The following is a 23,888-nucleotide window of genomic DNA, read 5'->3' as shown; positions in this document are numbered from 1 at the left end:
CGAAATTCTGCCTTGAACCGTGAGAACGCTATGGAACCCGGAAACGCACAACTGTCGATGACGGTATTGATGACCCCCGACATGGCCAACTTCTCTGGCAATGTCCACGGCGGTACCTTGCTCAAATACCTCGACGAAGTGGCCTACGCGTGCGCCAGCCGTTATGCCGGCCGCTACGTGGTGACCCTGTCGGTGGATCAGGTGATTTTCCGCGAGCCGATTCATGTCGGCGAACTGGTGACCTTTCTGGCCTCGGTCAATTACACCGGCAACACCTCCATGGAGGTGGGCATCAAGGTAGTGACCGAGAACATCCGCGAGCGCTCGGTGCGCCACACCAACAGCTGCTTCTTCACCATGGTCGCCGTGGATGACGACCGCAAACCGGCTGCTGTCCCGCCACTGCAACCGCAGAACAGCGAAGACAAACGCCGCTTCATGCAGGCCCAGCAACGTCGGCAGATTCGTCAGGAACTGGAAAAGCGCTATCAGGACATCAAGGGTGACGCCTGAGCTGTTGAGTCAGTTTGATGTGGTTCGTTAGATAGTCTTCGCGAGCAAGTGGGAGCGGCGGTGCGGCGATCCGACTTGCTCGCGAATGGGTTCAACGCGGACCTCAGAGACTGATCGCTGCCGCCTCGAACCGCACCCGCGGATGGGCGATCCGGTCCTGAGCCCGTACCAGTTCCAGCTCATAGCTGGAGCAAGCCTGGGTTTCCAGCAGCACTTCATGTACCGCCGACGCGGCGAATTCGAAAGCCGCCACCAGGCTATCGCCCAACAGTACGCGAGCCAGAAACAGTCCGGAGGTCAGGTCGCCGACGCCCACCGGCTGACGCGGAAACGCCAGCAGCGGACGGCGCAAATGCCAGCTGTCTTCGGCCGTCACCAGCAACATCTCGAAAACATCCGCCGGTTTACCCGGATAGTCCAGATGCTTGACCAGCACAGCCTTCGGACCACGCGCCAGCAGCGCTCGCGCCATGGCCAGGCAATCGAACAACGATTGCGGCTTGCGCCCCGAAAAGCTGTCCAGCTCCAGCTGGTTCGGACACATGAAGTCCGCCACCGCAGCCGCCTCCTCCAGCAGGAAATCGCTGACTTCCGCGGGCACGCTGCAACCCTTTTCAGGATGGCCCATCACCGGGTCACACAGATACAGTGCCTTGGGATTCATCGACTTGATCCGCGCCACCCCCGTCAGGATCGCCCGGCCCTGAGCAGCACTGCCCAGATAGCCAGACAACACGGCGTCGCAGTTGCCCAGCTCGCCAATCGCCGCGATGCCTTCGACCAGGTCGGGGATCTGATGCGGCGCCAGCACTTCACCGGCCCATTGGCCGTACTGGGTGTGGTTGGAGAACTGCACGGTATTGAGCGGCCATACATTCACCCCGACCCGCTGCATCGGGAAAACCGCGGCGCTGTTGCCAGCGTGGCCGAACACCACGTGGGACTGGATGGCGAGCAGATGGGGCGTACGTTTCATGCGGTGGGTTTTCCGTCAAACGATTGAAATTCAAGCCGCGCAGTATGCGACTAAACACAGCCTGTACGACAGACCGGCGACGCAGTTAAGCTGACACTATCTTGTTGGAGCAATGTGTTGATGCTGACCCTTGGAAATATCTTCGTCCTGATGCTGCTTGCCACCGGTGGCGCGTGGTTATGGCACAACCATGGCTTGCGCGAGCGCGCGCTGGAGCGGGTCAAGCTGCATTGCGCCAAGCTCGGAATCGAGCTGCTGGACGGCAATGTGGCCTTGAAGAAGATCGCATTCATTAAAGACGCAAACGGCCGGCGGCGCCTCGCCCGTGTGTATAACTTCGAATTCACCGTGACCGGTGAAAGCCGTCACAACGGCACCATCACCCAGTTTGGTGCCCACAGTGCGCAGATTGAGCTGGAGCCCTACCCGATGCCGTTCGACGACACACCTGCGGTGACCGATGTCGTGAAACCGCGCGCCGAGGTGATCGAGATGAGTCAGTGGCGGCAAGAACACACTAAATGGCGCCCGTGATTTAAATCGGGCTCGACCGGCAGTCGGCTAGATCTCTTTGTAATGAATCAACTTCCTGCGGCTCACTGAAAATCAGCTCGATGCGCGAATCACGGCGCCATTCGCTGGGCTGCCAGTCCAGCACCGAGTTTTCCAGCGCATTCGCCGAAACCCAACCGTCGACGCTGTGGATAACCAGTTTCGCCCGCCGCCAGGCAAGGCTTTCAAGCCAACGACCAACGAGCGTCGCATCGAAAGTCTGACTCGGATGCCAGCGCCACCCAACGCTCCAGCCGCCCTCCTGCTCCTGGCTCAAGCAAATTGGCAGTTCAGGATCGGTCCAGATGGCCGGCAGCTGTGCCAATCCTTTGGGTGCAACGAAGTTATCCACACCCGCTACAGCCTGAATCCCAAGCCCTGGTAACTCACTCAATGGCAACGCGGCTTGCTGCGTCCAGTACAACGGACGCGAGGGCAACTGTGCGGCGATTCGCTGGCGATCAGCGTCGTCGAGATTTTCGGCTTTATTCATCAGCAACAACCCGGCGCTGTTCAGCGCTTCCTGTTGCGCCACCGGCAGCGGTTTGCCGGCAGCAAGTGCCTGGGCGTCCAGCACCAGTACGCAGGGTTGAACAGCCAACACCCCTTGCCACGGCGCCTCACTCAATTGCCTGAACAATTGCGCCGGATGCCCCAGCCCGGAGGGCTCGATAAACAGCCGATCCGGCCGCGCCTTGCGTAGCAAACGCCCGAGGCCGATCTGAAACGGCGCACCATTGACGCAACACAAACAGCCCCCGGCCACTTCGCCCAGTGCGATACCATCGGCGTCCTGGGTCAGCAATGCAGCGTCGAGGCCGATCTGACCGAACTCGTTGATTAGCACTGCCCAACGCTCATTCGCCGGCCGCTGCGCCAGCAGGTGCTTGATCAGGCTGGTCTTGCCGGCACCCAAAGGGCCAGCAATGATGTGAGTGGGAATGTTCTGCAACATGGTCGAAAGTTTCTGAGGAGGTAAGGATGCGGTTGATGGGATTGTCGTTGCTCCTGGCGCTCACTTCAGGTGAGGCGCTGGCTCAAGCCTGCGTGGTACATAGCACGGCTGCGCGACTCGACGTGAAAGTCTGCCAGCAGAACCGCAACATCCCGGAAAAACTGTTCGCCGATGGGTTCTGCCAGCCGAACCTTCCTGGCCAGAAAGTCGAGGTGCAGTACGTCGATCAATGCCCCACCGGCGCGTTCGGCGTGTGCAGCAACGCCCAAGTCGCCAATATGCCTTACCGGCAGGATATTCACTATTACGGCGTAGCCACGGATGCGGCGTATTTGAAGCCGTTTTGTGAAGCCCAGAGCCAGGGAACCTGGCTCAAACCGTGAGCCACTAGCTCAGCCAGTCGAGCGTCAGGATCAGCCGCCGCTCACCGGGCGCAAGCTGTGGCGACCGGTGAATCAGGCCAAAGCCTTCGTTGCCATGCCATTTCTCGCCTTTGAGCAACGCGACTTCGCCGCAGGCGATCTGCTGGATCAGCGCATTGTCCTGGGGTTCGACTTCGGCTTTACCCAGTTGTCGGCGATCCATCGCACCTTCCTTCAGCCACTGGCTGCCGATCCCGCAATACGTGCTGATCAGCCGCACCGGCACGTGATCGACGTGGAAACGCGGGCACATGGCCTTGTCGAGGACCCGCAGGCGCAGGCCGACACGCTTGGCGCCCAGCAAACAGGCGAAAGCACTGACCAGCCAGGAGACGTCGGCGATGAAACCTTCGTAACCTTCGAGATCGCTGAAACCTGAGGCCAATCCGTGAAGATTGGGTTCGGTATCATCGCTGGGCAGTTCCAGGACCAGAGACTCGGCCAACGGCTCGTTCAGTGACAGCAGCAAACGCCCGAAATCAGCGATGTGCGCTGGCAGTTGGCGCTGCCAAACGGCGAGGTTTACACCGTCATCCAGTACTCGGGTCAGCGCTCGCGGCGTCTCACCTTGAACCTGACAAATGATCGGCCGCAGTTTCAGACTGGGTGCCAACATCAGGCTGCCGCCTCTTCATGCCACGGGCCAAATGGATCTGGCAGCAATCGCCAGCCCTCGACGCCTAACGCCATTTCATCGTCGGTCAGCAGGCAATTGTCGAGTTCATGGGTGAGTTGCGTGAAGTCGATGTTCTGGCCGATGAACACCAGTTCCTGGCGGCAATCGCCAGTGGTTGCGGTCCAGTTTTCCATGATCCCGGCGGTGCTTTCTTCGTCCTGCGGCCACTGGGTTTTCGGCACGAAACGCCACCAGCGCCCGGCGAAACCATGGCGCATCAATCCGCCGGCCTGGGACCAGCTACCGGCGTCCATGTGCTTGCTGGCCAGCCAGAAGAAGCCCTTGGAGCGCAGCAGTTTGCCGTTCACCCACGGGCGGTCGATGAAGCTGAAAAAACGCTGCGGATGAAACGGTCGGCGTGCTCGATAAGCTGTCGAGGCGATGCCGTATTCCTCGGTTTCGGGCACGTGTTCGCCACGCAATTCCTGTAGCCAGCCCGGCGCCTGAGCGGCCTTTTCGAAGTCGAAACGACCGGTATTGAGGATTTTCTTGAGCGGCACTTCGCCCATCACCATCGGAATGATTTCGGCCTGGGCATTGAGCCGTTCGAGGATCGCGACCAGCTCCTGGCGTTCGCGGCTGCTGATCAAGTCAATCTTGCTGATCAGAATCACGTCGGCGAATTCGATCTGCTCGATCAACAGGTCGGTGATCGAGCGTTCGTCCTCTTCACCCAAGGTTTCGCCACGGGAAGCGAGGCTTTCGGCGGCCTGATAGTCGAGCAGGAAGTTCATGCCATCGACCACGGTGACCATGGTGTCGAGCCGGGCGATGTCGGCCAGGCTCTGCCCTTCTTCATCGCGGAAGGTGAAGGTTTCCGCCACGGGCAGTGGCTCTGAAATACCGGTGGATTCGATCAATAAATAATCAAAGCGACCTTCCTTGGCGAGTTTGCTCACCTCTTCCAACAAGTCTTCGCGCAAGGTGCAGCAGATACAGCCGTTGCTCATTTCCACGAGTTTTTCTTCAGCACGATTCAGGTTGACATCGCGCTGGACTTCACCGCCATCGATGTTGATTTCGCTCATATCATTGACGATCACGGCGACGCGCAGGTTGTCGCGATTACGCAGCACGTAGTTGAGCAGCGTACTTTTGCCAGCGCCGAGAAAGCCCGACAGGACGGTTACGGGGAGACGATTGGGCATCAGGTATTCCTCACAGAGATGCCCGGTCGCAATGTCGGGCTTAACTTGATGTTATAGTATAACAACACAATCAAGCCACTCTCCTCTTGCCCAAGATGACAAAGGGCACGATGCTCAAGCCCGTTCGGTCCGTGAGAAATCCTATGCGTGTCGCCCTGAGAATAACGCTGATGAGCGTTTCGCTGCTGGTCGCTGTCGGCGCCTGGGCGCAAAGCCCGAGCCTGGCCAAATGCACCCGAAGCGCCAATCTGCTGGCCTGCGTGGATGGCGACGGCAACGCCTACAACGTCAACACCGCCGGAAGCACGATCTATCTGCGGGGTTTCGAAGCGGCCGGCAAACGCCACTGGGCGCAGACCAACAGTCGCTACGGACAACTCACGTTTTTCACTGGGATCGCATCCGATGGCGAGGCCTGGGTCGGCTACAACCGTCGCGTCGGCTGGACCACGATCAATCGATTTTCCAGTTCCGGTGGTAGCAGCGGCAAGTTCACCTGTAGCCGAATTGCAGGGTGTTAGGCCTGGGATTTTTTCTGCTCTTGCTGCCAAGGGATGTAACTGTTTACCGGCGGATTTTTCTGGAAATAGCGCTGTAACCCTTCAAACAAGCCATCGGCTACGGCCTGACCAGTCGCTGACTGTCGCGAGCGTTGGAGATGAAGCCGGTTTCCACCAGGATCGACGGCACGTCCTGCGACTTGAGCACCGCAATTCCCGCTTGTTCCACACGCTTCTGATGCAGCGTGGTGGTGCCTGCCAGACTGCCGAGCACCGTGCTACGCAACTGCAAACTGGCGGCGATGGTCGCGTTCATCGACATGTCGAGAATGCCCCCCGCGAGCATCGGGTCCTTATCCTTGAGATTGAGCAGGCTGGTAGTGCCCAACAGGTCTGCCCCATTCTCACGTTGCGCCATGAAACGCGCCGTCGCGGTTGGCGCCACTCAGATCGATGATCAGCCGTTCGGGAGCGCTCAGGGAAAACGTCTTGTATTGCACCCACCCGCTCAGATCGAACACCCATCGCAACTTGTCATCCGAACGCCAGAGCCGCGCATTGCGAATCTGAGTGGCCGAGACGCCAAACGGTAAAGCGAAGGCCGCGCTGGCCAGGATCAGGTTCAACAAGTGACGTCTGAGCATGAAGAAAGCCTGTTCATGAAAAAGGCATGGTTGATTTTAATGTAATAACATAACATGCAGAATCGACTCCCACGACGGACCTGCTCATGAATGCGCTGACTCTGCCGGATATTGCCGCGCAGGCCTCTCGCCAAGCCCTGCCACTCGACTGGGTGGGCATGTGCGGCGTTGCTCTTCCTGTTATGTTCGATGGCCAACGATTGAGTGCAAAGGCCGACGCCGGCGTTAGCCTCGATGATGGCGAGGCGCGCGGGATTCATATGTCGCGTCTGTACTTGGCACTGGAAATGCTCGAGCAAGAAAACCTGACACCCGACTTGTTGCGGCGAGTTTTGCAAAGTTTTCTCGAGACTCATGAAGGACTGTCCACCAGCGCGCACTTAAAAATCCACACCGATTTACTGCTCAAAAGACCGGCACTGGTCAGTCCATTGGCCGGCTGGAAAACCTATCCAGTGAGCATCGAAGCACGTTTGAAAAACGCGATGTTCCACGTGGAACTAAAAATCGACGTGCCTTATTCCTCGACTTGTCCGTGTTCCGCCGCGCTTTCCCGGCAGCTGATTCAACAACAATTCGTCGATGACTTCGCCAACAAGCCGCTGCAACACGCCGATGTGTTGACTTGGCTCGGCTCCACAAAAGGCATCGTCGCAACGCCTCACAGCCAACGGAGCACTGCGCAATTACGGCTTCGACTGCACGACTATCTGGATGATTTGCCGCTGATCGCGATCATCAACGACGCCGAAGCGGCCCTCGGCACCGCCGTACAAACCGCCGTAAAACGCGCCGACGAACAAGCCTTCGCGCTGGCCAACGGTCAGAACCTGATGTTCTGCGAAGACGCCGCGCGACGTTTGAACCTGGCCCTGAAACGCTCCCCCGGCATCAACGCCTTCCACATACGAGTCGTCCACGCGGAAAGCCTCCACGCACACGATGCGGTCGCCGAAAGCCGCTGGAATTGGGAGGCCGCATGATTCATTGCCAAGCCTTGCGTTGGGGTGCACCCGGCCAGCCACTGACTCCCGACGTGGATTTCGAACTGGCCAAAGGAAGTCTGACCGCCGTCATCGGTGCCAATGGCTCGGGCAAAAGCAGCCTGCTGAAAGTTATCGCGGGGTTGCAAAAACCGCTGATGGGCAAAGTCATCCTGGATGTTCCACGCAAGGGCAGCCTCTCGTTCCTGCCCCAGCAACAACACCTGGATCGCCAATTCCCCATTAGCCTGCAAGAGTTAGTGGCCGCCGGTTTCTGGGGTAGCACGCAGTCTCCCGAAACACGCAGACAACGCCTCAAAGCCGTGCTGGAAAACTGGTGTCTGAGCGGACTGGAACAGCGCCCGTTGATGGCCTTATCCGGCGGCGAATTACAGCGTGCCCTACTCGCCCGTTTGAGCCTCGCCGACGCACCATTGCTATTGCTCGACGAACCCCACGCCGCCCTCGACGAACTCGGTCAGGCACTCCTCTGGAAACACATTCACGCCTGGCATGCCGAAGGCCGAACCCAGCTGATCGTGTGCCATGACCTGGCCGCCGTTCGCCAACACATTCCTCAAACGTTGCTGATCAAAAGTACCGGCTGCGTCCTCGGATCGAGCGTCGATCTGATCCACAAACAACCCCATACGCGGGTGGCCTGATGCTCGCCGCCGCTCATCTTTGGCAACCGTTCCACGAGTTCGTGTTCATGCACCGAGCGCTGCTGGGTGGATTGGTTCTGGCATGCAGCACCGCACCGTTGGGCGTGTTTTTGATCCTGCGACGCATGAGCCTGATCGGCGACGCGGTGGCTCACGGCATTCTGCCGGGGGCCGCATTGGGCTTCTGGTTCGCCGGATTGAGTCTGCCGGCGCTGACCGTCGGCGGCCTCGGTGCCGGTCTCGGCATGGCCGGACTCGCCGCCTGGATCACCCGTCGCACCGGCCTGCGAGAAGACGCCAGCCTCGCCGCGATTTACCCGATTTCCCTTGCCTGCGGTGTGCTGATCCTCGGCATCGCCGGCAAACGTCTGGACCTGTTACACCTGTTGTTTGGTTCGGCGCTGGCCGTCGATGGCCCGACGTTGACCGGCATGGTGTGGGTCTCGGCATTCAGTCTGATTGCCATGGCCTTCATCTACAAACCGCTGTTGCTGGACACCCTCGACCCCCTCTTTTTGCAAACCGTCAGCCGACTCGGTCCCCTGGCTCACGGCGTATTTCTGACCCTGGTGGTGCTGAATCTGGTGATCGGTTTTCAAGCCATCGGTGCGCTGATGGTGGTCGGTTTGATGATGTTGCCCGCCGCCGCTTCGCGCTTCTGGAGTCGTCGCTTGCCCGTGTTGATGACCATCGCCGCCCTGCTCGGCTGCCTCTCGGTGTGGCTCGGACTGTTGCTGTCGTTCTACTACTCGCTGCCCAGTGGCCCGGCGATCGTGCTGGTGGCTGGCGGTTTGTATCTGCTGTCCGTGGTGTTCGGACCGGTGCACGGTTTGCTGCGCCGCCCGCCTTTGCTCACATCCCAATGAGGTGTTACCCGATGCGCGCTTTACTCGTGCTGTTCAGTTTGCTGCTGTCGATGTCGCTGTCTGCTGCGGAAAAACTTCAGGTAATCACCAGTTTCAGCATCCTCGCCGACATGACCCATCAAGTTGGCGGCGACCATATCCAGATCACCAACATGGTCGGCCCGGACGCCGATGCTCACACGTACGAGCCGACCCCGGACGACGCCAAGGCGTTGCTCAAAGCCAAACTCATCATCAAAAACGGCTTGGGTTTCGAGCCATGGCTGGACCGCCTGGTAACCAGCACCGAGACCAAAGCGCCAGTGATCAGCGCGAGCCACGGCGTCATCCCGCGCTCCCTGAATGAAGATGGCGAGAGCGTTCCTGACCCGCACGCTTGGCACAATCTGGCGAACGCTGAGCTGTACATCAGCAACATCACCAAGGCGCTGATCGCCACCGACCCGACGAACAAAGCCGACTACGAACGCAACAGTCAGGCCTACCTGAAACAGATCTATGCGTTGCTTGCCGAAGCCAAGGCAAAACTCGGTTCGCTGCCACCGGGCAATCGCAAAATCGTGACGTCCCATGACGCCTTCGGTTACCTCGGTCAGGCTTACGGCATCGACTTCATGGCCCCTCAAGGACTGTCCACTGAACGCGAACCGTCAGCCGCCGAAGTCGCTGCATTGATCACCCAGATTCGCCAGGCCAAGGTCAAAGCGGTGTTCATGGAAAACATCAAGGATGCACGTCTGCTCAAGCAGATTGCCGATGAAAGCGGCGCGCACATCGGTGGCACGTTGTACTCCGATGCCCTTGCGGCTAACGGGCCGGCCAGCACCTTTGTCGGGTTGTTCGAGTACAACCTCAACACCCTGTACAACGCGTTGAGCAAGCCATGATCCGGAAGAATCCTTCCGGTGATTTGCCGGTGATCGCGGAGTCTGCCTACGTGGATAAAACCGCCATCATCTGCGGCAAAGTGGTGATCGGCGAGAACGTCTTCGTCGGTCCCTACGCGGTGATTCGGGCCGACGAAGTGGATGCCTCGGGCGAGATGGAGCCGATCACCATCGGCGCCAACTCGAACATCCAGGATGGCGTGGTGATCCACTCCAAGTCCGGGGCGGCAGTGACCATCGGCGAGTTCAGTTCCATCGCCCACCGCTCGATCGTTCATGGTCCGTGCAAGGTTGGCGATCGGGTGTTCATCGGGTTCAACAGCGTGCTGTTCAACTGCGTCGTCGGTGACGGCTGCGTGGTGCGCCACAACTCGGTAGTCGACGGTCGCGACCTGCCTGAAGACTTCTATGTGCCCTCCACCACCCGCATCGGCCCGAAGACTGATCTGTCGCAGTTCCCACCGGTGAGCGTCAGCGCCTCGGAGTTTTCCGAAGACGTGGCGCGCACCAACCGTCGACCTGGTGCGCGGCTACAAAGCCCTGCAGAACGAGTTCTGACCATGAGCAGCGTGCTGATTCGCAATGCCCGGCTGGTGAATGAAGGCCGTGAGTTTGATGGTGATCTGTTGGTGAGCAACGGGAGAATCGTGAAGATCGCCAGCAGCATCCACGGTGAAAATGCCGACGTGGAAATCGATGCACAAGGGCAGTGGCTGCTGCCCGGAATGATCGACGACCAAGTGCACTTCCGCGATCCAGGCTCGCCAGACAAAGGCAGCGTCTACACCGAATCCCGGGCGGCGGTGGCCGGTGGCATCACCAGCTTCATGGACATGCCCAACACTAATCCGGCGACCCTGACCCTCAGCGCACTGGCCGACAAAAAGCGCCGAGCGGCAACTGACTCCGTCGCCAATTACGGCTTTCATTTCGGCGTGAGCAACGACAATCTCGACACTGTCGCCGCGCTGAATCCCTGCGAAGTTGCTGGAGTCAAAGTGTTCATGGGCGCTTCAACCGGCAACATGCTGGTGGATGACCCGAGGATTCTCGAGCGGCTATTCGCCGAGGTGCCGACCCTTTTGTTGGCCCACTGCGAACACACACCCAGCATCAACGCCAACGCAGCGAACCTGCGTGAGTTGTTCGGCGAGCACCTTCCAGCGGCGGCTCACCCGCTGATCCGCAACGCCGAGGCCTGCTTTCGCTCCTCCTCAATGGCTGTGGAACTGGCCAGGCGTCACGGCACCCGACTGCATGTTCTGCACCTGACCACCGCCCGCGAACTGGCGTTGTTCGAAGACAAGCCACTCGCCCAGAAACGCATCACCGCCGAAGTCTGCCTGCACCACTTGCTGTTCGATGACCGGGATTACCCGAGCCTCGGCAACCTGATCAAGTGCAACCCGGCGATCAAAACCCAGGCGGACCGCGATGCCTTGCGCGAAGCATTGCTGAGCGATCGGCTCGACGTGATCGGCAGCGATCATGCGCCTCACACTTGGGCTGAAAAACAGCGGCCGTATAGCCAAGCGCCATCCGGCTTGCCGTTGGTACAGCACGCCCTGCCCGCGTTGCTGGAACTGGTCGCAGATGAAGTGTTGCCGATCACTACGCTCGTCGCAAAAACCAGTCACCGGGTCGCTGATCTGTTCGCCATTCCCGACCGCGGTTATTTGCGCGAAGGTTATTGGGCTGACCTCGTTATGATCAAACCCGAACCCGGCGGCGTCGCCGTTTCCCAGCAGCCGATCCTGTCTCAATGCGGCTGGACACCTTTTGCCCGTCAGCGTTTTCGCCACAGCGTCAGCACCACCATCGTGTCGGGGCAAATTGCCTGGCACCGCAAACGTCTTAATGACGACTGTCAGGGTTTACCACTACGATTTATGCGCTAGCACTCGGGAGCACCGACATGATTCACATCACCCTGAGCGATGGTTCATTGCGTGAATACGACCAGCCACTGTCGGTGTACGAGCTCGCCGCGAGTATCGGACCCGGACTGGCAAAAGCGGCGGTGGCCGGCCGAGTGGACGGCATCCTGGTGGACTGTGAGTTCATGATCGAAGCCGATGCCCGGGTCAGCATCGTCACGCCTCAAGAGCCCGATGGACTGGAGATCCTGCGACGCTCCTGTGTACTGATGCTGGCCATGGCCGTTAAACAACTCCATCCACAGGTGCAATTGCACTCAGGAACGGCGCTGGGCGACGGGTTCTTTCATGAGTTTTCTGCCGAGCAACCCTTAACGCAGACAGACTTGCCACTGATCGAAGCCCGCATGCAGACGCTGGCGGCGACCAATCACTCGATTCGCCGTCAAGGAAAGACGCCGCTGTACCGCCTGGGGAACGTCGAATCTACAACCGCCGGCCCGCATGTCCCCGCGACCAGAGTGCTGCAAGCGTTCACCCTCGATCACGTCAGCAGTACGTTGCCGCAACGGATTTACGGTACGTGCTGGTCCTGCCAACAAGAGCTTGATAACTGGCGGACGCCGCCACATGTCATGATCGTCAGCATGGACCAACGTCAGGCGGATTACGCGCAGTCGGTCACCGAGGCATTGCGCAGAAGTGGCGTGCGCGCCCGTGCGGATCTGCGTCACGAGAAAGTCCGCCAAAAAATTCGCGAGCACAGTCAGCACGTGCCGTATCTGCTGGTGATCGGGGAGAAAGAAAAAGAAGGCGGGTTTGTCAGTGTGCGCAGCCGCACTGGGGAGGATTTCGGCAGGATGAGCGTTGAGACGGTGTGTGAGTGGTTGAATCAGGCCCGCTCCCACACGGACGTGTAGGGCGCGGGCCTGCTGACGAGTTTTTAAGCTCTCGGTTTGACGGTCCCGCAATCCTGCCCCAACCACACAGCGCGGCTTTCGAGGCTACCCTTCTGCTGAATACCGGTAGCATTGAACGTGCCGTTAACCTTGGTGGTGAACTCACGATCACTGAGGAAAGTGGCGACACCGGCGCCCTGCGCTTTCGGACAGCTGAAGCGGAATTTCCACTGATTCCCGGTACGGTCGGTGATTTCCTGCTTGCAGCCCGACTGTGGATCGGTCAGCGGAATATTGTCTGTCTTCACCTGCTCAGGCGTCAGACAAGCCCGAATCCCTTTGCCGCCCATGGTGATGCCCTGCTTTTCGAGCTGCGCTCGCTGTTGAGGGGTCATCTGGCTCTGTATCTGGCCAAGGATCAGCTGCAAATCCGGGAGATTCTGGTCATCGACCTTCATGTTGCTTGTGGTCATTTCCCACAAACCGGGCTGCAACATCTGCGCCTGAGCGGCCACAGGAAGTGACAAACCAATAGCCATGGCCAAACCCAGCAGACGAACGTTCATCGAGTAACTCCTGATCATTAGTGGCCGTTAGACGTCAGCCAGTGGCTTCGGTTCATGGGCCAATTAAATAGCGACATTCTGCACGGAACATGGTCTGTTAAGCATTGAATCTTCAGGAGCAAGGCTGCCCCATGGATTACTTTGGACCGCATATTTTCGGCTACATGATTGCACTGCTACACACGCTGGGCCTGATCGCAGCCATCCACGCCGTGCTCACCGTCCGGACCGCCCAGGGATCGATCGCCTGGGCCCTGTCGTTGCTGTTTATTCCCTACCTCACGCTCATCCCCTACCTGGTCTTCGGTAGCAGCACCTTCGATGGTTACATCAACGCTCGGCGCCAGGCCAACGAAGAAATGCGCAAGGCGATCTCCGAGCTCAACTGGCGCCCTTGGGTAGAAGAGGCGCTGACCGCTCGCGCCTCCAATGCTTACGCGTCCTTGAGGGCAATGCCGAAACTGGGGCGCATGCCGTGCCTGGCGAACAACGAAGTGCGTTTGCTGATCGACGGCCAGGCCACCTTCAACGCCATTTTTGACGCCATCAGCAACGCGAAGGAAGCGGTGCTGATTCAGTTTTTCATCATCCACGACGATCGCCTCGGTCAACGCCTGCAAACCTTGCTGCTGAAGAAAGCCGCCGAAGGCGTGGCGGTTTATTTATTGTACGACCGCATCGGTAGCCACTCCCTGCCTCACAGTTACGTGCAGCCACTGCGCGATGCCGGCGTCGAGGTCAAAGCCTTTGCCACCCGCAGCGGCTGGCTCAACCGCTTCCAGGTCAACTTCCGCAACCACCGCAAGATTGTGGTGGTCGATGGTGTGCTGGGTTTCGTCGGTGGGCACAACGTCGGCGACGAGTACATGGGCGAGAAACCACCCCTCGCCCCGTGGCGCGATACCCATGTGCAAGTACGCGGACCGGTGGTGGCCTGCATGCAGGAATCTTTCGCTGAAGACTGGTTTTGGGCCGCCCGCTCATTGCCGCCGCTGATCCTGCCGGACGTTTACCCTGACGACGGCGTGCTCTGCCAATTGCTGGCGAGCGGCCCGGCAGATTCCTACGAAACCTGCTCGTTGTTCTTCGTCGAAGCCATCCATGCGGCAACCGAACGGGTGTGGATCACCAGTCCTTATTTCATCCCTGACGAAGCGGTATTCGCAGCGTTGCGGCTGGCGGTACTGCGCGGTGTTGATGTGCGATTGCTCCTGCCTTCACGGCCCGATCACCGCATCGTCTACGCAGCGTCCAGCCTGTACGCCTTCGAAGCGGTACGCGCCGGCGTGCGGGTGTTCCGCTACGAGCCGGGGTTTCTGCATCAGAAAGTGGTGTTGATCGACAGCGAAATCAGCGCCATTGGCAGCGCCAATCTGGACAACCGCTCGTTCCGGCTGAATTTTGAAGTGATGTTGTTGACGGTCGACAGCGCGTTTGCCGCCGAAGTAGAACAGATGCTCAACGATGACTTTGCACAGGCTCACGAGATCGCCAAAGAAGAAAGCCGGGAGACCCGCCGCCTGCAACAGGTCGGCATGCGGGTCGCCCGGCTTATTTCACCGATACTTTAAGGGTTGTAGATATCGTCGCGCGTCCATGGCAGTTCATGGCTGCCATCGGGGTGAGCTTTCACCGCGAGAATCTGGTGCAGATTGATCCAGCCCTTGGCGAACGCGTAAGCGCACCCCGCCAGGTACAGCCGCCAGATCCGTAAGGCCTGCTCTGGCACCAGCCTGGAAGCCGCTTCCAGATTGTCTTCCAGGCGTTCACTCCAATGGTCCAGCGTACGCGCGTAGTGCAGGCGCAGGCTCTCGACGTCGACAATCTCCAGCCCTGCTTCGCTGATCTCGGCAGAGATCATCGACAGGTGCGGCAGCTCGCCATTGGGGAACACATATTTCTCGATGAATTCGCCGGCACCGCGCCCCACCGGACGGCCGTCGGTGTGTTTGGCGGTGATCCCGTGGTTCATCACCAGGCCACCCTCCTTCACCGCACCGAACAAGGTCTTGCAGTACTCGGCCAGATTGGCGTGGCCGACGTGTTCGAACATACCGACACTGACCACTTTGTCGAAGCGACCGTCCTGCGGCAGGTCACGGTAGTCGAGCAGTTGCAGTTCGACCAGATCGTCCAGGCCTTCGGCGGTCACCCGTTCACGGGCAAGTTCCAGTTGCGCTTTACTGAGTGTGATCCCGAACACCTTCGCGCCAAACTCCCGGGCCGCATAGCGTGCCAGTCCGCCCCAACCGCAACCGACATCCAGCAGGTATTCCCCTGGTTGCAGCCGCAGCTTGCGGCACAGGTGGCGGAATTTGGCTTGCTGGGCTTGCTCCAGCGTTTCGCTACCGGTCTCGAAATAGGCGCAGGAATACGCCATGTCACTGTCGAGCCACAGCTGATAAAACGCGTTGGAAAGGTCGTAGTGGTAGGAAATCGCCTTGGCGTCGGTTTCCTTGTCGTGAACGGTGCGCATCGGCTGACTGTCATCGTCCTCGCTCACCAACGCCTGGCTCCATTCATCGCAGACGCGGATCACGTCGCTGATGGAGCCTTCCAGCTCAAGTTTACCTTCGACAAACGCCGCTCCGAGCGCGTCCAGGCTTGGGTGAGTGAACTGGGTAACCATTTGTGGGTCCTTGACCACAATAGTGACGCTGGGCGTCGGCCCCAGGTTGAATTCATGGCCGTCCCAGAGTCGCAGGCGTAGCGGCAACTGCAGATTCTGTAAGGCCGGAGGAAGGTGCGCGAGCATGGATAGTCCCTCTAGTTTCAGACGTCTGATGTGAGGGTAGACCATCCTTGAAAAATAGCTGGCTATCGAATTGATCGCCCTTTTCTATGATTCGTAACGCTCGAACCCACCGTCGCGAATTCACAAAAGTGATTGCCCTCACCTAGATGACTACGAATTCGTCATACAGTTCTGAAAACTTGAAATCGAACGCGATCGCGCTGTTTAGAGCATTTACCCGACGTACTCAATCCTCATCCTCAAGCTTGAGCAATGGTTCCTGAAAACGCAGTAAACGCCCGGCGTTCCCCAACACCAGCAACGTGCTGAAGTTGTGCAACAGCGCAGCAATCATCGCGCCCGCAGCGCCAAGCCAACCGAAGGCGGCGAAGGCTACAATCGCCAGCGTCCAGCCCAGACCGATGATCACGTTAACCTGCAACGTGTGCCGGCATTGGCGACTCAAACGCACACACGTACCGAGTCGGCGCAGGTCGCTGCCGATCAGGACGATGTCGGACGAAGCCAGCGCGATATCCGCCCCGCCCGCGCCCATGGCCACGCCGACCACACCGGCCTTGAGCGCCAGCGAATCGTTGATCCCGTCTCCCACGACCATCGGCCGGAAGCCACTGCCGATTTCCTTTAGCACGCGATTGAGTTTGTCCTCAGGCAACGCTTGAGCTTCAACGTCGCTGATCCCGACATCTCGCGCCAATGTGCGTGCGACGCTTTGCCGATCACCTGTCAGCAGCAACTGCCGGCCCAATCCCAATTCACGTAGCTCGCTCAAGGCAAATCGAGCCTCGGGTTTGACGCTGTCGGCCAGCAACAGCCAAGCGAGGAATTCACCGTTGAGCGCCAGCCCGGCAATCGGGCCATCGTGGTCGGGGACACTTGAAGTGGCGATACCCAACTGCGCGAACAACTCCGGACGACCGAGCGCCGCCTCGCCCTGCTCCGTCATCGCCACCACGCCCAGCCCTTGACGCTCGTGGATGTCGCAGAGCTGCAGAAAATGTTCCTGGGTGACCAACCCGGCGAGCGCGCGGCTGACCGGATGACTGCTGGCAGAACCAAGACTGGCAGCGAGTTTAAGGACGTGGCTGCGATCTTCGAGCGGGCTGTCGATGGATTGCAAACGCAAGGTGCCAAAGGTCAGGGTTCCGGTCTTGTCGACCACCAGCGAAGTCAGGTCTGCCAACTCTTCGAGGAACGCGGAGCTGCGAATCAGAATCCCGTGACGAGCGGCCACCGCCACCCCGGCAATCGCCGTGGCCGGGGCGGACAACACCAGCGCACAAGGACAGGCCGCCACCAACACCGCGAGCATGGCCTGGGCATCGTTAGTGATGAACCAAGTCACGGCGGCCAGCAGCAACACCAGCACCATGTAGCTGCCGGCGTAGCGTTCCAGTAACCGCGTGATCGGCGGTTTGGAACGCTCGGCGCTTTGCATCAGCGCAATGACTTTGCCGAGGGTCGACTCATTGCCGGTGCGGGTCACCTCGATGCGCAGCAGACCATCGAGGTTGATCGCGCCGCCAAAAACTTGCATGCCGATGCCCGCCTCCATCGGCACCGATTCGCCAGTTATCGAAGCCGTGTCCAGGCTCGCCTGACCGGACAACACCCGACCATCCGCCGGCACTCGATCACCCGCGCGCACCTCGACGAGATCACCGGCCTTGAGTGTGCCGTTATCGACTTCGACGATAGCGCCGTCGGCCTGAACTTTGCGCGCGTGGCTGCGCGTCAGTTTGCCGAGGGCGCGAATCGCCTCCTGGGAACCGATCACGCTGCGCTCTTCCAGCACGTGACCGAAGATCATGATGATCGGCAGCAACGCCGCGGTCAGCAGATCACCCGTAGCCCACGCCCCGAGCATGGCCAGGGCAATCAATTGATCGGTGATCCCGTGCAGGCTCGGATAACGCAGGCTGTACCAGGCTGAACGCATCACGGGCACGGCCACCAATAACGAAGCAAACCCTAGCAGCAATTGACTGACGCCCGTCTGCTCCGGCGACAACCAGCGCCAGGTCAGGCCGAGCGCGAGCAGGCCCAATGCGAGCATGGCCAGGGTCAATTGGCGGGCGGCGCTGCGTTGTTCAGCCGAGGACAACATGCTCGGTGCGGCGGCGGTTTGGGTGGTCATTGTGCAGCTCCCTGAATGATCAGGCGGGAATCGTCTTTCGGATTGACCGTGGTCACCGAACCGGCCTGACCGAGAATCTTCGGCATCCGCTCACGGTAGATGCGCAGCAGCATTTGCGGGTCGGTGCCCTGTTGCTGCGCCTTGGCCAGGCTCAACACCGTGGCCGTGTCAGCCGAGGCTTTGGCCAGCCTTTCGCTCGCTTGGGCGTGAGCGACTTGCAGCGTGCGATCGGCTTGTTCGTTGGCCGTCTGAGTCAGTTTCTCGGCTTCAGTACGAGCATTGGCTACGGCTTTGTCGGCTTGTTGACTGGCGGTCAGAACAGCGTTGAAGGCGTTGACCGCGGGCCCGGGCAGACTCGATTGCACGTCGACTCGCGTCACCTCTATTCCTAATCCCTGTCCGGTCGCGGTCAGGTCAGCCAGGCGCTGATTGATGGCTTGCACCAGATCACCGCGCAACCGTTCGCGGCGTTCAGCAGCCTGACTATCGGCGCCGATCAGCTCCGGTCGAGCGACCAGAATAGTGTCCAGATCTCGTGCGGCAGTGAGGGTCACCGCACTGCGAGTCACCAATCGATCCAATGCCGGCAACACATGTTCGCCTTGAAGGACGAAGGCATAGGGCTCGGTGACTTTGTAGAAAACCCGCACATCCAGTTGCACCACGCCCGCGTCACCGGTGAGCAAATAACCGGAGCCGGCGAGTGCATCGCTGATCGGTGTGGCGAAACTCGCCGCTCGATCTGCCTGCAACGCCGCATCGGTGCGCAGCAGATTTTCCACTCGTCGCTCAATCACCCGATCCGCCGCAGGCAACAAAATCACCTGCTCAAACGGGCGGGGCCAAGCCAATAACAGGCCAGCATTCTGGATACGATCCAGCGCGCCAAAGTGCAACACCACCGCGCGATTTTGCGGATCGATCTGTCGCACATTGGAGAATGCCCACACCAAAGCGGCTAGCACTGTCACGGCGTATAGGGCCAAAAAAGCCAATCGCCCCGCCTGAATCCAGGGGCTGCTTAACTCGTTTGTTCCACGTGGAACTAATTTCATGGCTGCGACCCGGCCTTGTTATCGAGGGTCGGCGGACCGTCAACCAACACCCGGAACGGCGCGGCGTCGGTGCGCAGAATCAGCTTTGTGCCGGGCGTGACGATGGTGCCTAGTGTGTCGAGGGAGCGCAGCAGGTTGTAGAGCTGTGGCGATCCGGCGTAGGCGCGACCGTAAATTTGCGCGGCTTCGACGCGCGATTGAGCTTCGATATCGGCAGCTTTCACGGTCGCATCGGCTTGTACGATTCGTGCATCACGCTCGGCGGCAGAACGGATTTGCGCCGCTTCGCGCTTACCGATGGCCGTGCGTTCGGTGGCGATTGTTTCACGCTCGGCACGCATGCGATCGACCGTAGCGGTGAGGGTTACCGATGGCAAGGTCAGACGCTCGATGCCGACTTGCAGCACCCGCACGCCGTAAGTGGTGAGCAGCTGCTGATCGATTTGCTGACGCAGTTGCGCTTCAAAATCAGCGATGTGTACTTGGTTGGCGTCGGTGTTCACCAGGTTAGCCAAGTCAAAACTGCTGGCCGTGGTTTCAAGAGCAGAGCCAACAAACGTACGAATCTGCCGTGCGGCTTCGTCCGGCTGATTCTGTACGGCACGCATGAAGCGTTGCACGTTGTCCGGATCGCCCTGAACCTGCCAGGCCACGTAAGCCTGAACGATGATCCGCAAACCATCCCGCGTACCCACATCCTGTAAACCACTCGAAGTCGTGCGCAGTCGCAGATCGACAGGAATCGCCGCTTCAAAAGGAGCAGGCCAACGCCAGCCAAGACCTGGTTCCAGCAATACCCGCGAAGGATTACCGAAACGCGTGATCACCGTGGCCTCCCCGGAACGCACCTGTACCAGGCTGGCCGCCGCGATGGCGAACGCTACCAGCAACGCTGCCCAGCCCATTCGCCGCCATGGGAACGGGCCCGCTTCCTGGGGATCACCATGGTGGTGATGGCCGTGGTGATGCCCGCCATGGCCGTGATCGTGGCCAGTGTGGTCATCGTGATCGTGAGTGTGCGACTGGCTCAATTGGCAGCTCCTGGCTGAGCGGTTTTACGCGCCGGCGCAGGGTCAGCCGGCAGCGTGAATGTACGGAGATCGATGGTCGGCGCATTACTGCTGCCGCCCAGACGATGATCGAGCACCAGCAACCTGGCATTGGCCAAGCCCTGAGACAGTTGGCTGAAATACTGCTCCAGCACGAAGGCCTGGCCGGCACTGGCGTAGGCCTTTTGCTCGGCGCTGAACCTCAAGTCAGCCGCTTGGGCGGTGGCGTTGATTTCACGAGCGCTGGCCGTCGCTTGATCGCGAGCGATGCTGGCCTGCAATTGCGCCTGGTTGGTGGCTTCCGCCGCCGCCCCACGCTCGCGGGAAATCAATGCCTGGGCGCCAATCTGCGCAGCCTGGACGCCGTGATAAGCATTGGCGGCACCGGCCGGCGGATGAATCGCCTCGACCACGGTGGCGAGAATTTCCACCCCACTGTCCAGTTTCTGCAGGTCAGCCTGTACCGCCCGACCAATCTCTTCGGCGAGCCCTACCCTGTCTTCACCGAGCAAACCGTCGAGGGTGCGCGAGGCGAAATCGTGGACCAGAATCCGGCTGGCGGTGCTGCGGATCAGTGTTGGGACATCCGCGCTGTTATAAGTCGCGGCCAACGCCGCTTGATCGCTCAGACCGATGCGATAGACGAAACGCACGTCCATGTTGACGATCTGGAAGCTCTGCTTGTCGGCTCGACTGCTGGCAATGACTTGGGATTTGTCGTTCACATGGCTCGCGTCCCACAAGCGATTGGCAATCGCGGGCGCCGGGCCTTCGGCGGGTTCGGCCACGACCGGCGCCGGAGTGTCGCCAACACTGGTGGCCAACTCGTGGACCACACCGTTCTCGACACTCAATACTCGGCCCAGAGGCCAAGGCAAACCTGCGTGCAAACCGGGACCGAACACCTCCACCGGTTTGCCGAATCGCTCGTAGATGCCCCGCCCTTGCAGCGGTATTTCGTGAATACCGGTGAGTGACCAACCGACAATTGCCACCACCACCAGCACCGGAAAAAATGCCCGACGCATGTAGGTGAAGGCCCAGATCTGCCGCAGGTCGATGCCGAAGCGGTTGTGCAATTCGTGCTGCAACGCCAACAAAGGTTGCGGCGGCCAGCGCAGCATGTCGGCGACGAAGCTGCGCGCCAGCAAGGCAGGTTCGAGTTGTTCGCGCTGCGGACTGAACAACGACAGTAAGGCGCGAAACAGCAGCTCAGCGGCGACCAACCCTGGCAGCAAACCCATCAGTACCGCCAGACGCACCGGCCAGACCGAAGTTTCGCCACCCAGCAACAGGCACAAAGCGCTGAGCACCAGACAAATGATCGCCACCCGAGTCAGCTGCGCCAACGACGCTGCTTCGGGCCATTGCGCGACGTTTTCCTGCGCCAGTTGTCGCTCCAGCACCAGCAAACCGAAGGCCAGCAACAAGGACAGCGCCGCACCGACACTGGCCGACAATCCCAGTGCGGTTGGCGCCAGTGCAAGGTTCCAGATTTGTTCGATGCTCAATAACGTCAGCAGCGACCAACCTGCAAGCCACAGCGTCGGAGCGCCGATCTGCACCAGCATTCGCAGCCATCGCTGGCTGAGCCGATCCAGCAGCCGTTCGTACCAGCCCACCGGGGCAACGACTTCGTCAGCAACGACGACCTGCACGACCGGGTTCAACGCCCGCGCGCGCCACTGCGTCACCCACCAGGCCGATTGCAAACCGGCGACCAGCACCAGCAACCCGGCGCTCTGATTGACCAGCAACGCAGGCCAGAGTGACTGTGGCGCAAACAGCCCGACAAAAAACGCCAACAACCAACCTGTCGCCGCCAGAGCGCCCAGACCGATTGCGAACTGACGCAATCGTCGCCCTTGAAAAACCGCCTGCTGGAAACGCGGCAGCCCGGCTACTTGCGTCCCATCGACATCGAGATCGACTTGCATACCACCCCAGTGTTTATCGTTGCTCACATCGCATTTCGTTACGATATAACGAAAACCGTGAAATTTCCGTTCTTAAATGCTGTATCTAAAGGCGCTCAACCTGTCGCTTGGCTGAAGCCTTGACCGAAATACTGCGGAACGCACATATTACGTTCGTAATTTTACCCAGGAACTACGTTTACCCATTCCGATCCGATTCACTCCAGGAGTACACCATGAGCATCTATGACGTCGTGATTCTGGGCGGAGGCCCCGGTGGTTATAACGCAGCGATCCGCGCCGGTCAGTTGGGCCTCAGAGCGGTTTGCGTCGAAGGACGCGCCACGCTCGGCGGCACCTGCCTGAACGTCGGTTGCATGCCATCAAAAGCGCTGCTGCACGCCTCCGAACTCTACGACGCCGCCATGGGCGCGGAATTCGCCAACCTGGGGATTGAAGTCAAACCCACACTCAACCTCGCGCAAATGATGAAACAAAAGGATGAAAGCGTTGCCGGGTTGACCAAGGGCATCGAGTTTCTGTTTCGAAAAAACAAAGTCCATTGGGTCAAGGGCTGGGGCCACATCGACGGGCCCGGCAAAGTGACAGTGACCGACAGCCAGGGCGAAAAGACCGAACTGAACACCAAGAACATCATCATAGCCACCGGTTCCGAGCCCACTCCCCTGCCCGGTGTGGACATCGACAACAAACGCATCCTCGATTCGACGGGCGCACTGTCACTGACTGAAGTGCCCAAGCATCTGGTGGTGATCGGCGCCGGAGTGATCGGTCTGGAGCTGGGTTCGGTGTGGCGGCGTTTGGGCGCTCAGGTGACGGTGATCGAGTTTCTCGACCGGATCTGCCCCGGTGTGGATGGTGAAGCCGGCAAAACCCTGCAACGTTCGTTGAGTAAACAGGGCATCAACTTCAAATTGAGTTCCAAAGTCACCCGCGCCACCACCTCGGCCACCGGCGTTCAACTCAGCGTCGAACCCGCCGCCGGTGGCACGGCCGAAACGATTGAAGCGGATTATGTGCTGGTATCCATCGGCCGCCGACCTTACACCCAAGGCCTGGGGCTGGAGAACGTCGGCCTCGCCACGGACAAACGCGGCATGCTCGCCAACAAGGGCCATCGCACTGAAGCGGCTGGTGTCTGGGTGATTGGCGACGTCACGTCCGGGCCGATGCTCGCCCACAAGGCCGAAGACGAGGCCATGGTCTGCATCGAGCAGATTGTCGGCAAGGCAGCCGAGGTCAACTATGACCTGATCCCCAACGTGATCTACACTAAACCCGAACTGGCCAGCGTCGGCAAGACCGAAGAGCAGCTCAAGGCCGAAGGCCGCGCCTACAAGGTCGGCAAGTTTCCCTTCACCGCCAACAGCCGGGCAAAGATCAATCACGAAACCGAAGGCTTCGCCAAAGTGCTGGCCGATGAGCGCACCGACGAGATTCTCGGCGTGCACCTGGTGGGTCCAAGCGTCAGTGAAATGATTGGCGAGTACTGCGTGGCCATGGAGTTCAGCGCCTCTGCCGAAGACATTGCCCTGACCTGCCATCCACACCCGACCCGCTCCGAGGCCTTGCGCCAGGCGGCGATGAATGTGGAGGGGATGGCGACGCAGATGTAAGCCCGGAGGTTGGCGGTGGCGAGTCTACCGCTATCGCGAGCAGGCTCACTCCCACATTGGTTTTGTGAACGCCACAGATCAAATGTGGGAGATTCTATGGTTGAGGGAAAGCCCTCAACTGGCTTTTGGCTGATATTCGCTTTGCCCTTTCAGCAAGGCGAATACCACCCGAGCAAGCTTGCGAGCCAGCATCACCAGCGCCTGAGTGGT

Annotated in this window: 22 protein-coding genes and 3 pseudogenes; 13 read left to right on the top strand and 12 right to left on the bottom strand. The window is 59.7% G+C overall.

The genetic code is table 11. The features are described from left to right. The first annotated feature begins 30 nt into the window (after positions 1 to 30). Positions 31 to 513: an acyl-CoA thioesterase gene (locus tag KW848_RS08305; RefSeq protein ID WP_074872148.1), complete on the top strand. Its 483-nt coding sequence runs from the start codon at positions 31 to 33 to the stop codon at positions 511 to 513. A 103-nt stretch (positions 514 to 616) separates the two neighbouring features. Here the strand turns inward: KW848_RS08305 and pdxY are convergent, their stop codons facing one another. Continuing rightward, positions 617 to 1,489 (bottom strand): pyridoxal kinase PdxY, encoded by an 873-nt coding sequence (pdxY, locus tag KW848_RS08300; protein WP_008156662.1) that lies wholly within the window; start codon positions 1,487 to 1,489, stop codon positions 617 to 619. 120 nt (positions 1,490 to 1,609) lie between these two features. On the opposite strand from pdxY, the gene KW848_RS08295 reads away from it, so the two are divergent. Further along, positions 1,610 to 2,023, top strand: a complete 414-nt coding sequence (locus KW848_RS08295) for a DUF3301 domain-containing protein (RefSeq protein ID WP_111448211.1) — start codon at positions 1,610 to 1,612, stop codon at positions 2,021 to 2,023. Position 2,024: 1 nt separating this feature from the next. Here the strand turns inward: KW848_RS08295 and KW848_RS08290 are convergent, their stop codons facing one another. After that, complete coding sequence (locus KW848_RS08290) at positions 2,025 to 2,996, bottom strand: GTP-binding protein (protein ID WP_218536544.1); 972 nt, start codon at positions 2,994 to 2,996, stop codon at positions 2,025 to 2,027. A 26-nt stretch (positions 2,997 to 3,022) separates the two neighbouring features. On the opposite strand from KW848_RS08290, the gene KW848_RS08285 reads away from it, so the two are divergent. Beyond that, positions 3,023 to 3,379 carry a hypothetical protein gene (locus KW848_RS08285; protein ID WP_008156668.1) on the top strand — a complete coding sequence of 119 codons (357 nt, stop codon included), beginning with the start codon at positions 3,023 to 3,025 and terminating at the stop codon, positions 3,377 to 3,379. Between the two features lie 4 nt (positions 3,380 to 3,383). Here KW848_RS08285 and KW848_RS08280 read toward each other — a convergent pair whose 3' ends face one another. Then, a complete protein-coding gene (locus tag KW848_RS08280) occupies positions 3,384 to 4,034 on the bottom strand; it encodes a DUF1826 domain-containing protein (RefSeq protein ID WP_218536543.1) in 651 nt (216 codons plus the stop codon). Further along, entirely contained in the window at positions 4,034 to 5,242 is a 1,209-nt protein-coding gene (zigA, locus tag KW848_RS08275) for a zinc metallochaperone GTPase ZigA (RefSeq protein WP_218536542.1), read from the bottom strand. The genes KW848_RS08280 and zigA overlap by 1 nt, the downstream gene beginning before the upstream one ends. 143 nt (positions 5,243 to 5,385) lie before the next feature. Here zigA and KW848_RS08270 point away from each other — a divergent pair, with 143 nt between their 5' ends. Then, entirely contained in the window at positions 5,386 to 5,763 is a 378-nt protein-coding gene (locus KW848_RS08270) for a glutamine synthetase (protein ID WP_218536541.1), read from the top strand. On the opposite strand, the pseudogene KW848_RS08265 reads toward KW848_RS08270, so the two are convergent. Next, positions 5,760 to 6,386: pseudogene (locus KW848_RS08265) on the bottom strand (N-acetylmuramoyl-L-alanine amidase). The gene KW848_RS08270 and the pseudogene KW848_RS08265 overlap by 4 nt on opposite strands. An 86-nt stretch (positions 6,387 to 6,472) precedes the next feature. On the opposite strand from KW848_RS08265, the gene folE2 reads away from it, so the two are divergent. The 7 genes and pseudogenes from folE2 (at position 6,473) to KW848_RS08230 (ending at position 12,584) form a co-directional block, all read left to right on the top strand. Then, a complete protein-coding gene (gene folE2 / locus KW848_RS08260; RefSeq protein WP_218536540.1) occupies positions 6,473 to 7,369 on the top strand; it encodes a GTP cyclohydrolase FolE2 in 897 nt (298 codons plus the stop codon). After that, positions 7,366 to 8,034 carry a metal ABC transporter ATP-binding protein gene (locus KW848_RS08255; RefSeq protein WP_218536539.1) on the top strand — a complete coding sequence of 223 codons (669 nt, stop codon included), beginning with the start codon at positions 7,366 to 7,368 and terminating at the stop codon, positions 8,032 to 8,034. Before folE2 ends, KW848_RS08255 begins: the two co-directional genes overlap by 4 nt. Continuing rightward, positions 8,034 to 8,900, top strand: a complete 867-nt coding sequence (locus tag KW848_RS08250) for a metal ABC transporter permease (RefSeq protein WP_218536538.1) — start codon at positions 8,034 to 8,036, stop codon at positions 8,898 to 8,900. The genes KW848_RS08255 and KW848_RS08250 overlap by 1 nt, the downstream gene beginning before the upstream one ends. Before the next feature lie 11 nt (positions 8,901 to 8,911). Next, complete coding sequence (locus KW848_RS08245; RefSeq protein ID WP_218536537.1) at positions 8,912 to 9,787, top strand: metal ABC transporter substrate-binding protein; 876 nt, start codon at positions 8,912 to 8,914, stop codon at positions 9,785 to 9,787. Beyond that, positions 9,784 to 10,345 (top strand): annotated as a pseudogene (locus KW848_RS08240) (DapH/DapD/GlmU-related protein). Before KW848_RS08245 ends, KW848_RS08240 begins: the two are co-directional and overlap by 4 nt. Positions 10,346 to 10,347: 2 nt before the next feature. Next, entirely contained in the window at positions 10,348 to 11,685 is a 1,338-nt protein-coding gene (locus KW848_RS08235; protein ID WP_218536536.1) for a dihydroorotase, read from the top strand. Positions 11,686 to 11,702: 17 nt separating this feature from the next. Next, positions 11,703 to 12,584: a His/Gly/Thr/Pro-type tRNA ligase C-terminal domain-containing protein gene (locus KW848_RS08230; RefSeq protein WP_218536535.1), complete on the top strand. Its 882-nt coding sequence runs from the start codon at positions 11,703 to 11,705 to the stop codon at positions 12,582 to 12,584. 23 nt (positions 12,585 to 12,607) lie between these two features. Here the strand turns inward: KW848_RS08230 and KW848_RS08225 are convergent, their stop codons facing one another. Then, the gene (locus KW848_RS08225) at positions 12,608 to 13,129 is read right to left on the bottom strand and encodes a DUF3617 domain-containing protein (RefSeq protein WP_008156692.1); all 522 of its coding nucleotides are present in this window, start codon (positions 13,127 to 13,129) and stop codon (positions 12,608 to 12,610) included. Between the two features lie 131 nt (positions 13,130 to 13,260). On the opposite strand from KW848_RS08225, the gene cls reads away from it, so the two are divergent. Further along, on the top strand, positions 13,261 to 14,700 hold the full coding sequence (gene cls, locus KW848_RS08220) for a cardiolipin synthase (protein WP_111448199.1): 1,440 nt from the start codon (positions 13,261 to 13,263) through the stop codon (positions 14,698 to 14,700). Here the strand turns inward: cls and cfaB are convergent. The 5 genes from cfaB to hflK (KW848_RS08195) all read right to left on the bottom strand — a co-directional run bounded on the left by cfaB (position 14,697) and on the right by hflK (KW848_RS08195) (position 22,062). Beyond that, a complete protein-coding gene (cfaB, locus tag KW848_RS08215) occupies positions 14,697 to 15,884 on the bottom strand; it encodes a C17 cyclopropane fatty acid synthase CfaB (RefSeq protein ID WP_218536534.1) in 1,188 nt (395 codons plus the stop codon). The genes cls and cfaB overlap by 4 nt on opposite strands. A gap of 226 nt (positions 15,885 to 16,110) precedes the next feature. Then, a complete protein-coding gene (locus tag KW848_RS08210; protein ID WP_218536533.1) occupies positions 16,111 to 18,021 on the bottom strand; it encodes a cation-translocating P-type ATPase in 1,911 nt (636 codons plus the stop codon). Then, positions 18,018 to 19,076, bottom strand: a complete 1,059-nt coding sequence (gene hflK / locus KW848_RS08205) for a protease modulator HflK (RefSeq protein ID WP_008156700.1) — start codon at positions 19,074 to 19,076, stop codon at positions 18,018 to 18,020. Before hflK (KW848_RS08205) ends, KW848_RS08210 begins: the two co-directional genes overlap by 4 nt. Continuing rightward, complete coding sequence (gene hflC, locus KW848_RS08200; protein WP_008156702.1) at positions 19,073 to 20,107, bottom strand: protease modulator HflC; 1,035 nt, start codon at positions 20,105 to 20,107, stop codon at positions 19,073 to 19,075. Before hflC ends, hflK (KW848_RS08205) begins: the two co-directional genes overlap by 4 nt. Further along, entirely contained in the window at positions 20,104 to 22,062 is a 1,959-nt protein-coding gene (hflK, locus tag KW848_RS08195; protein ID WP_218536742.1) for a protease modulator HflK, read from the bottom strand. The genes hflC and hflK (KW848_RS08195) overlap by 4 nt, the downstream gene beginning before the upstream one ends. A gap of 215 nt (positions 22,063 to 22,277) precedes the next feature. Here hflK (KW848_RS08195) and lpdA point away from each other — a divergent pair, with 215 nt between their 5' ends. Further along, positions 22,278 to 23,678, top strand: a complete 1,401-nt coding sequence (gene lpdA / locus KW848_RS08190; RefSeq protein ID WP_192408771.1) for a dihydrolipoyl dehydrogenase — start codon at positions 22,278 to 22,280, stop codon at positions 23,676 to 23,678. 114 nt (positions 23,679 to 23,792) lie between these two features. On the opposite strand, the pseudogene KW848_RS31745 reads toward lpdA, so the two are convergent. Continuing rightward, a pseudogene (locus tag KW848_RS31745) lies at positions 23,793 to 23,888 on the bottom strand (IS110 family transposase); the annotation flags it as partial.

Source organism: Pseudomonas sp. PDM25 (genome assembly GCF_019219045.1).
Taxonomy (GTDB): Bacteria; Pseudomonadota; Gammaproteobacteria; order Pseudomonadales; family Pseudomonadaceae; genus Aquipseudomonas.
Note: the sequence above shows the minus strand (reverse complement) of the source record. Positions and strands in the feature narration are given on the sequence as shown.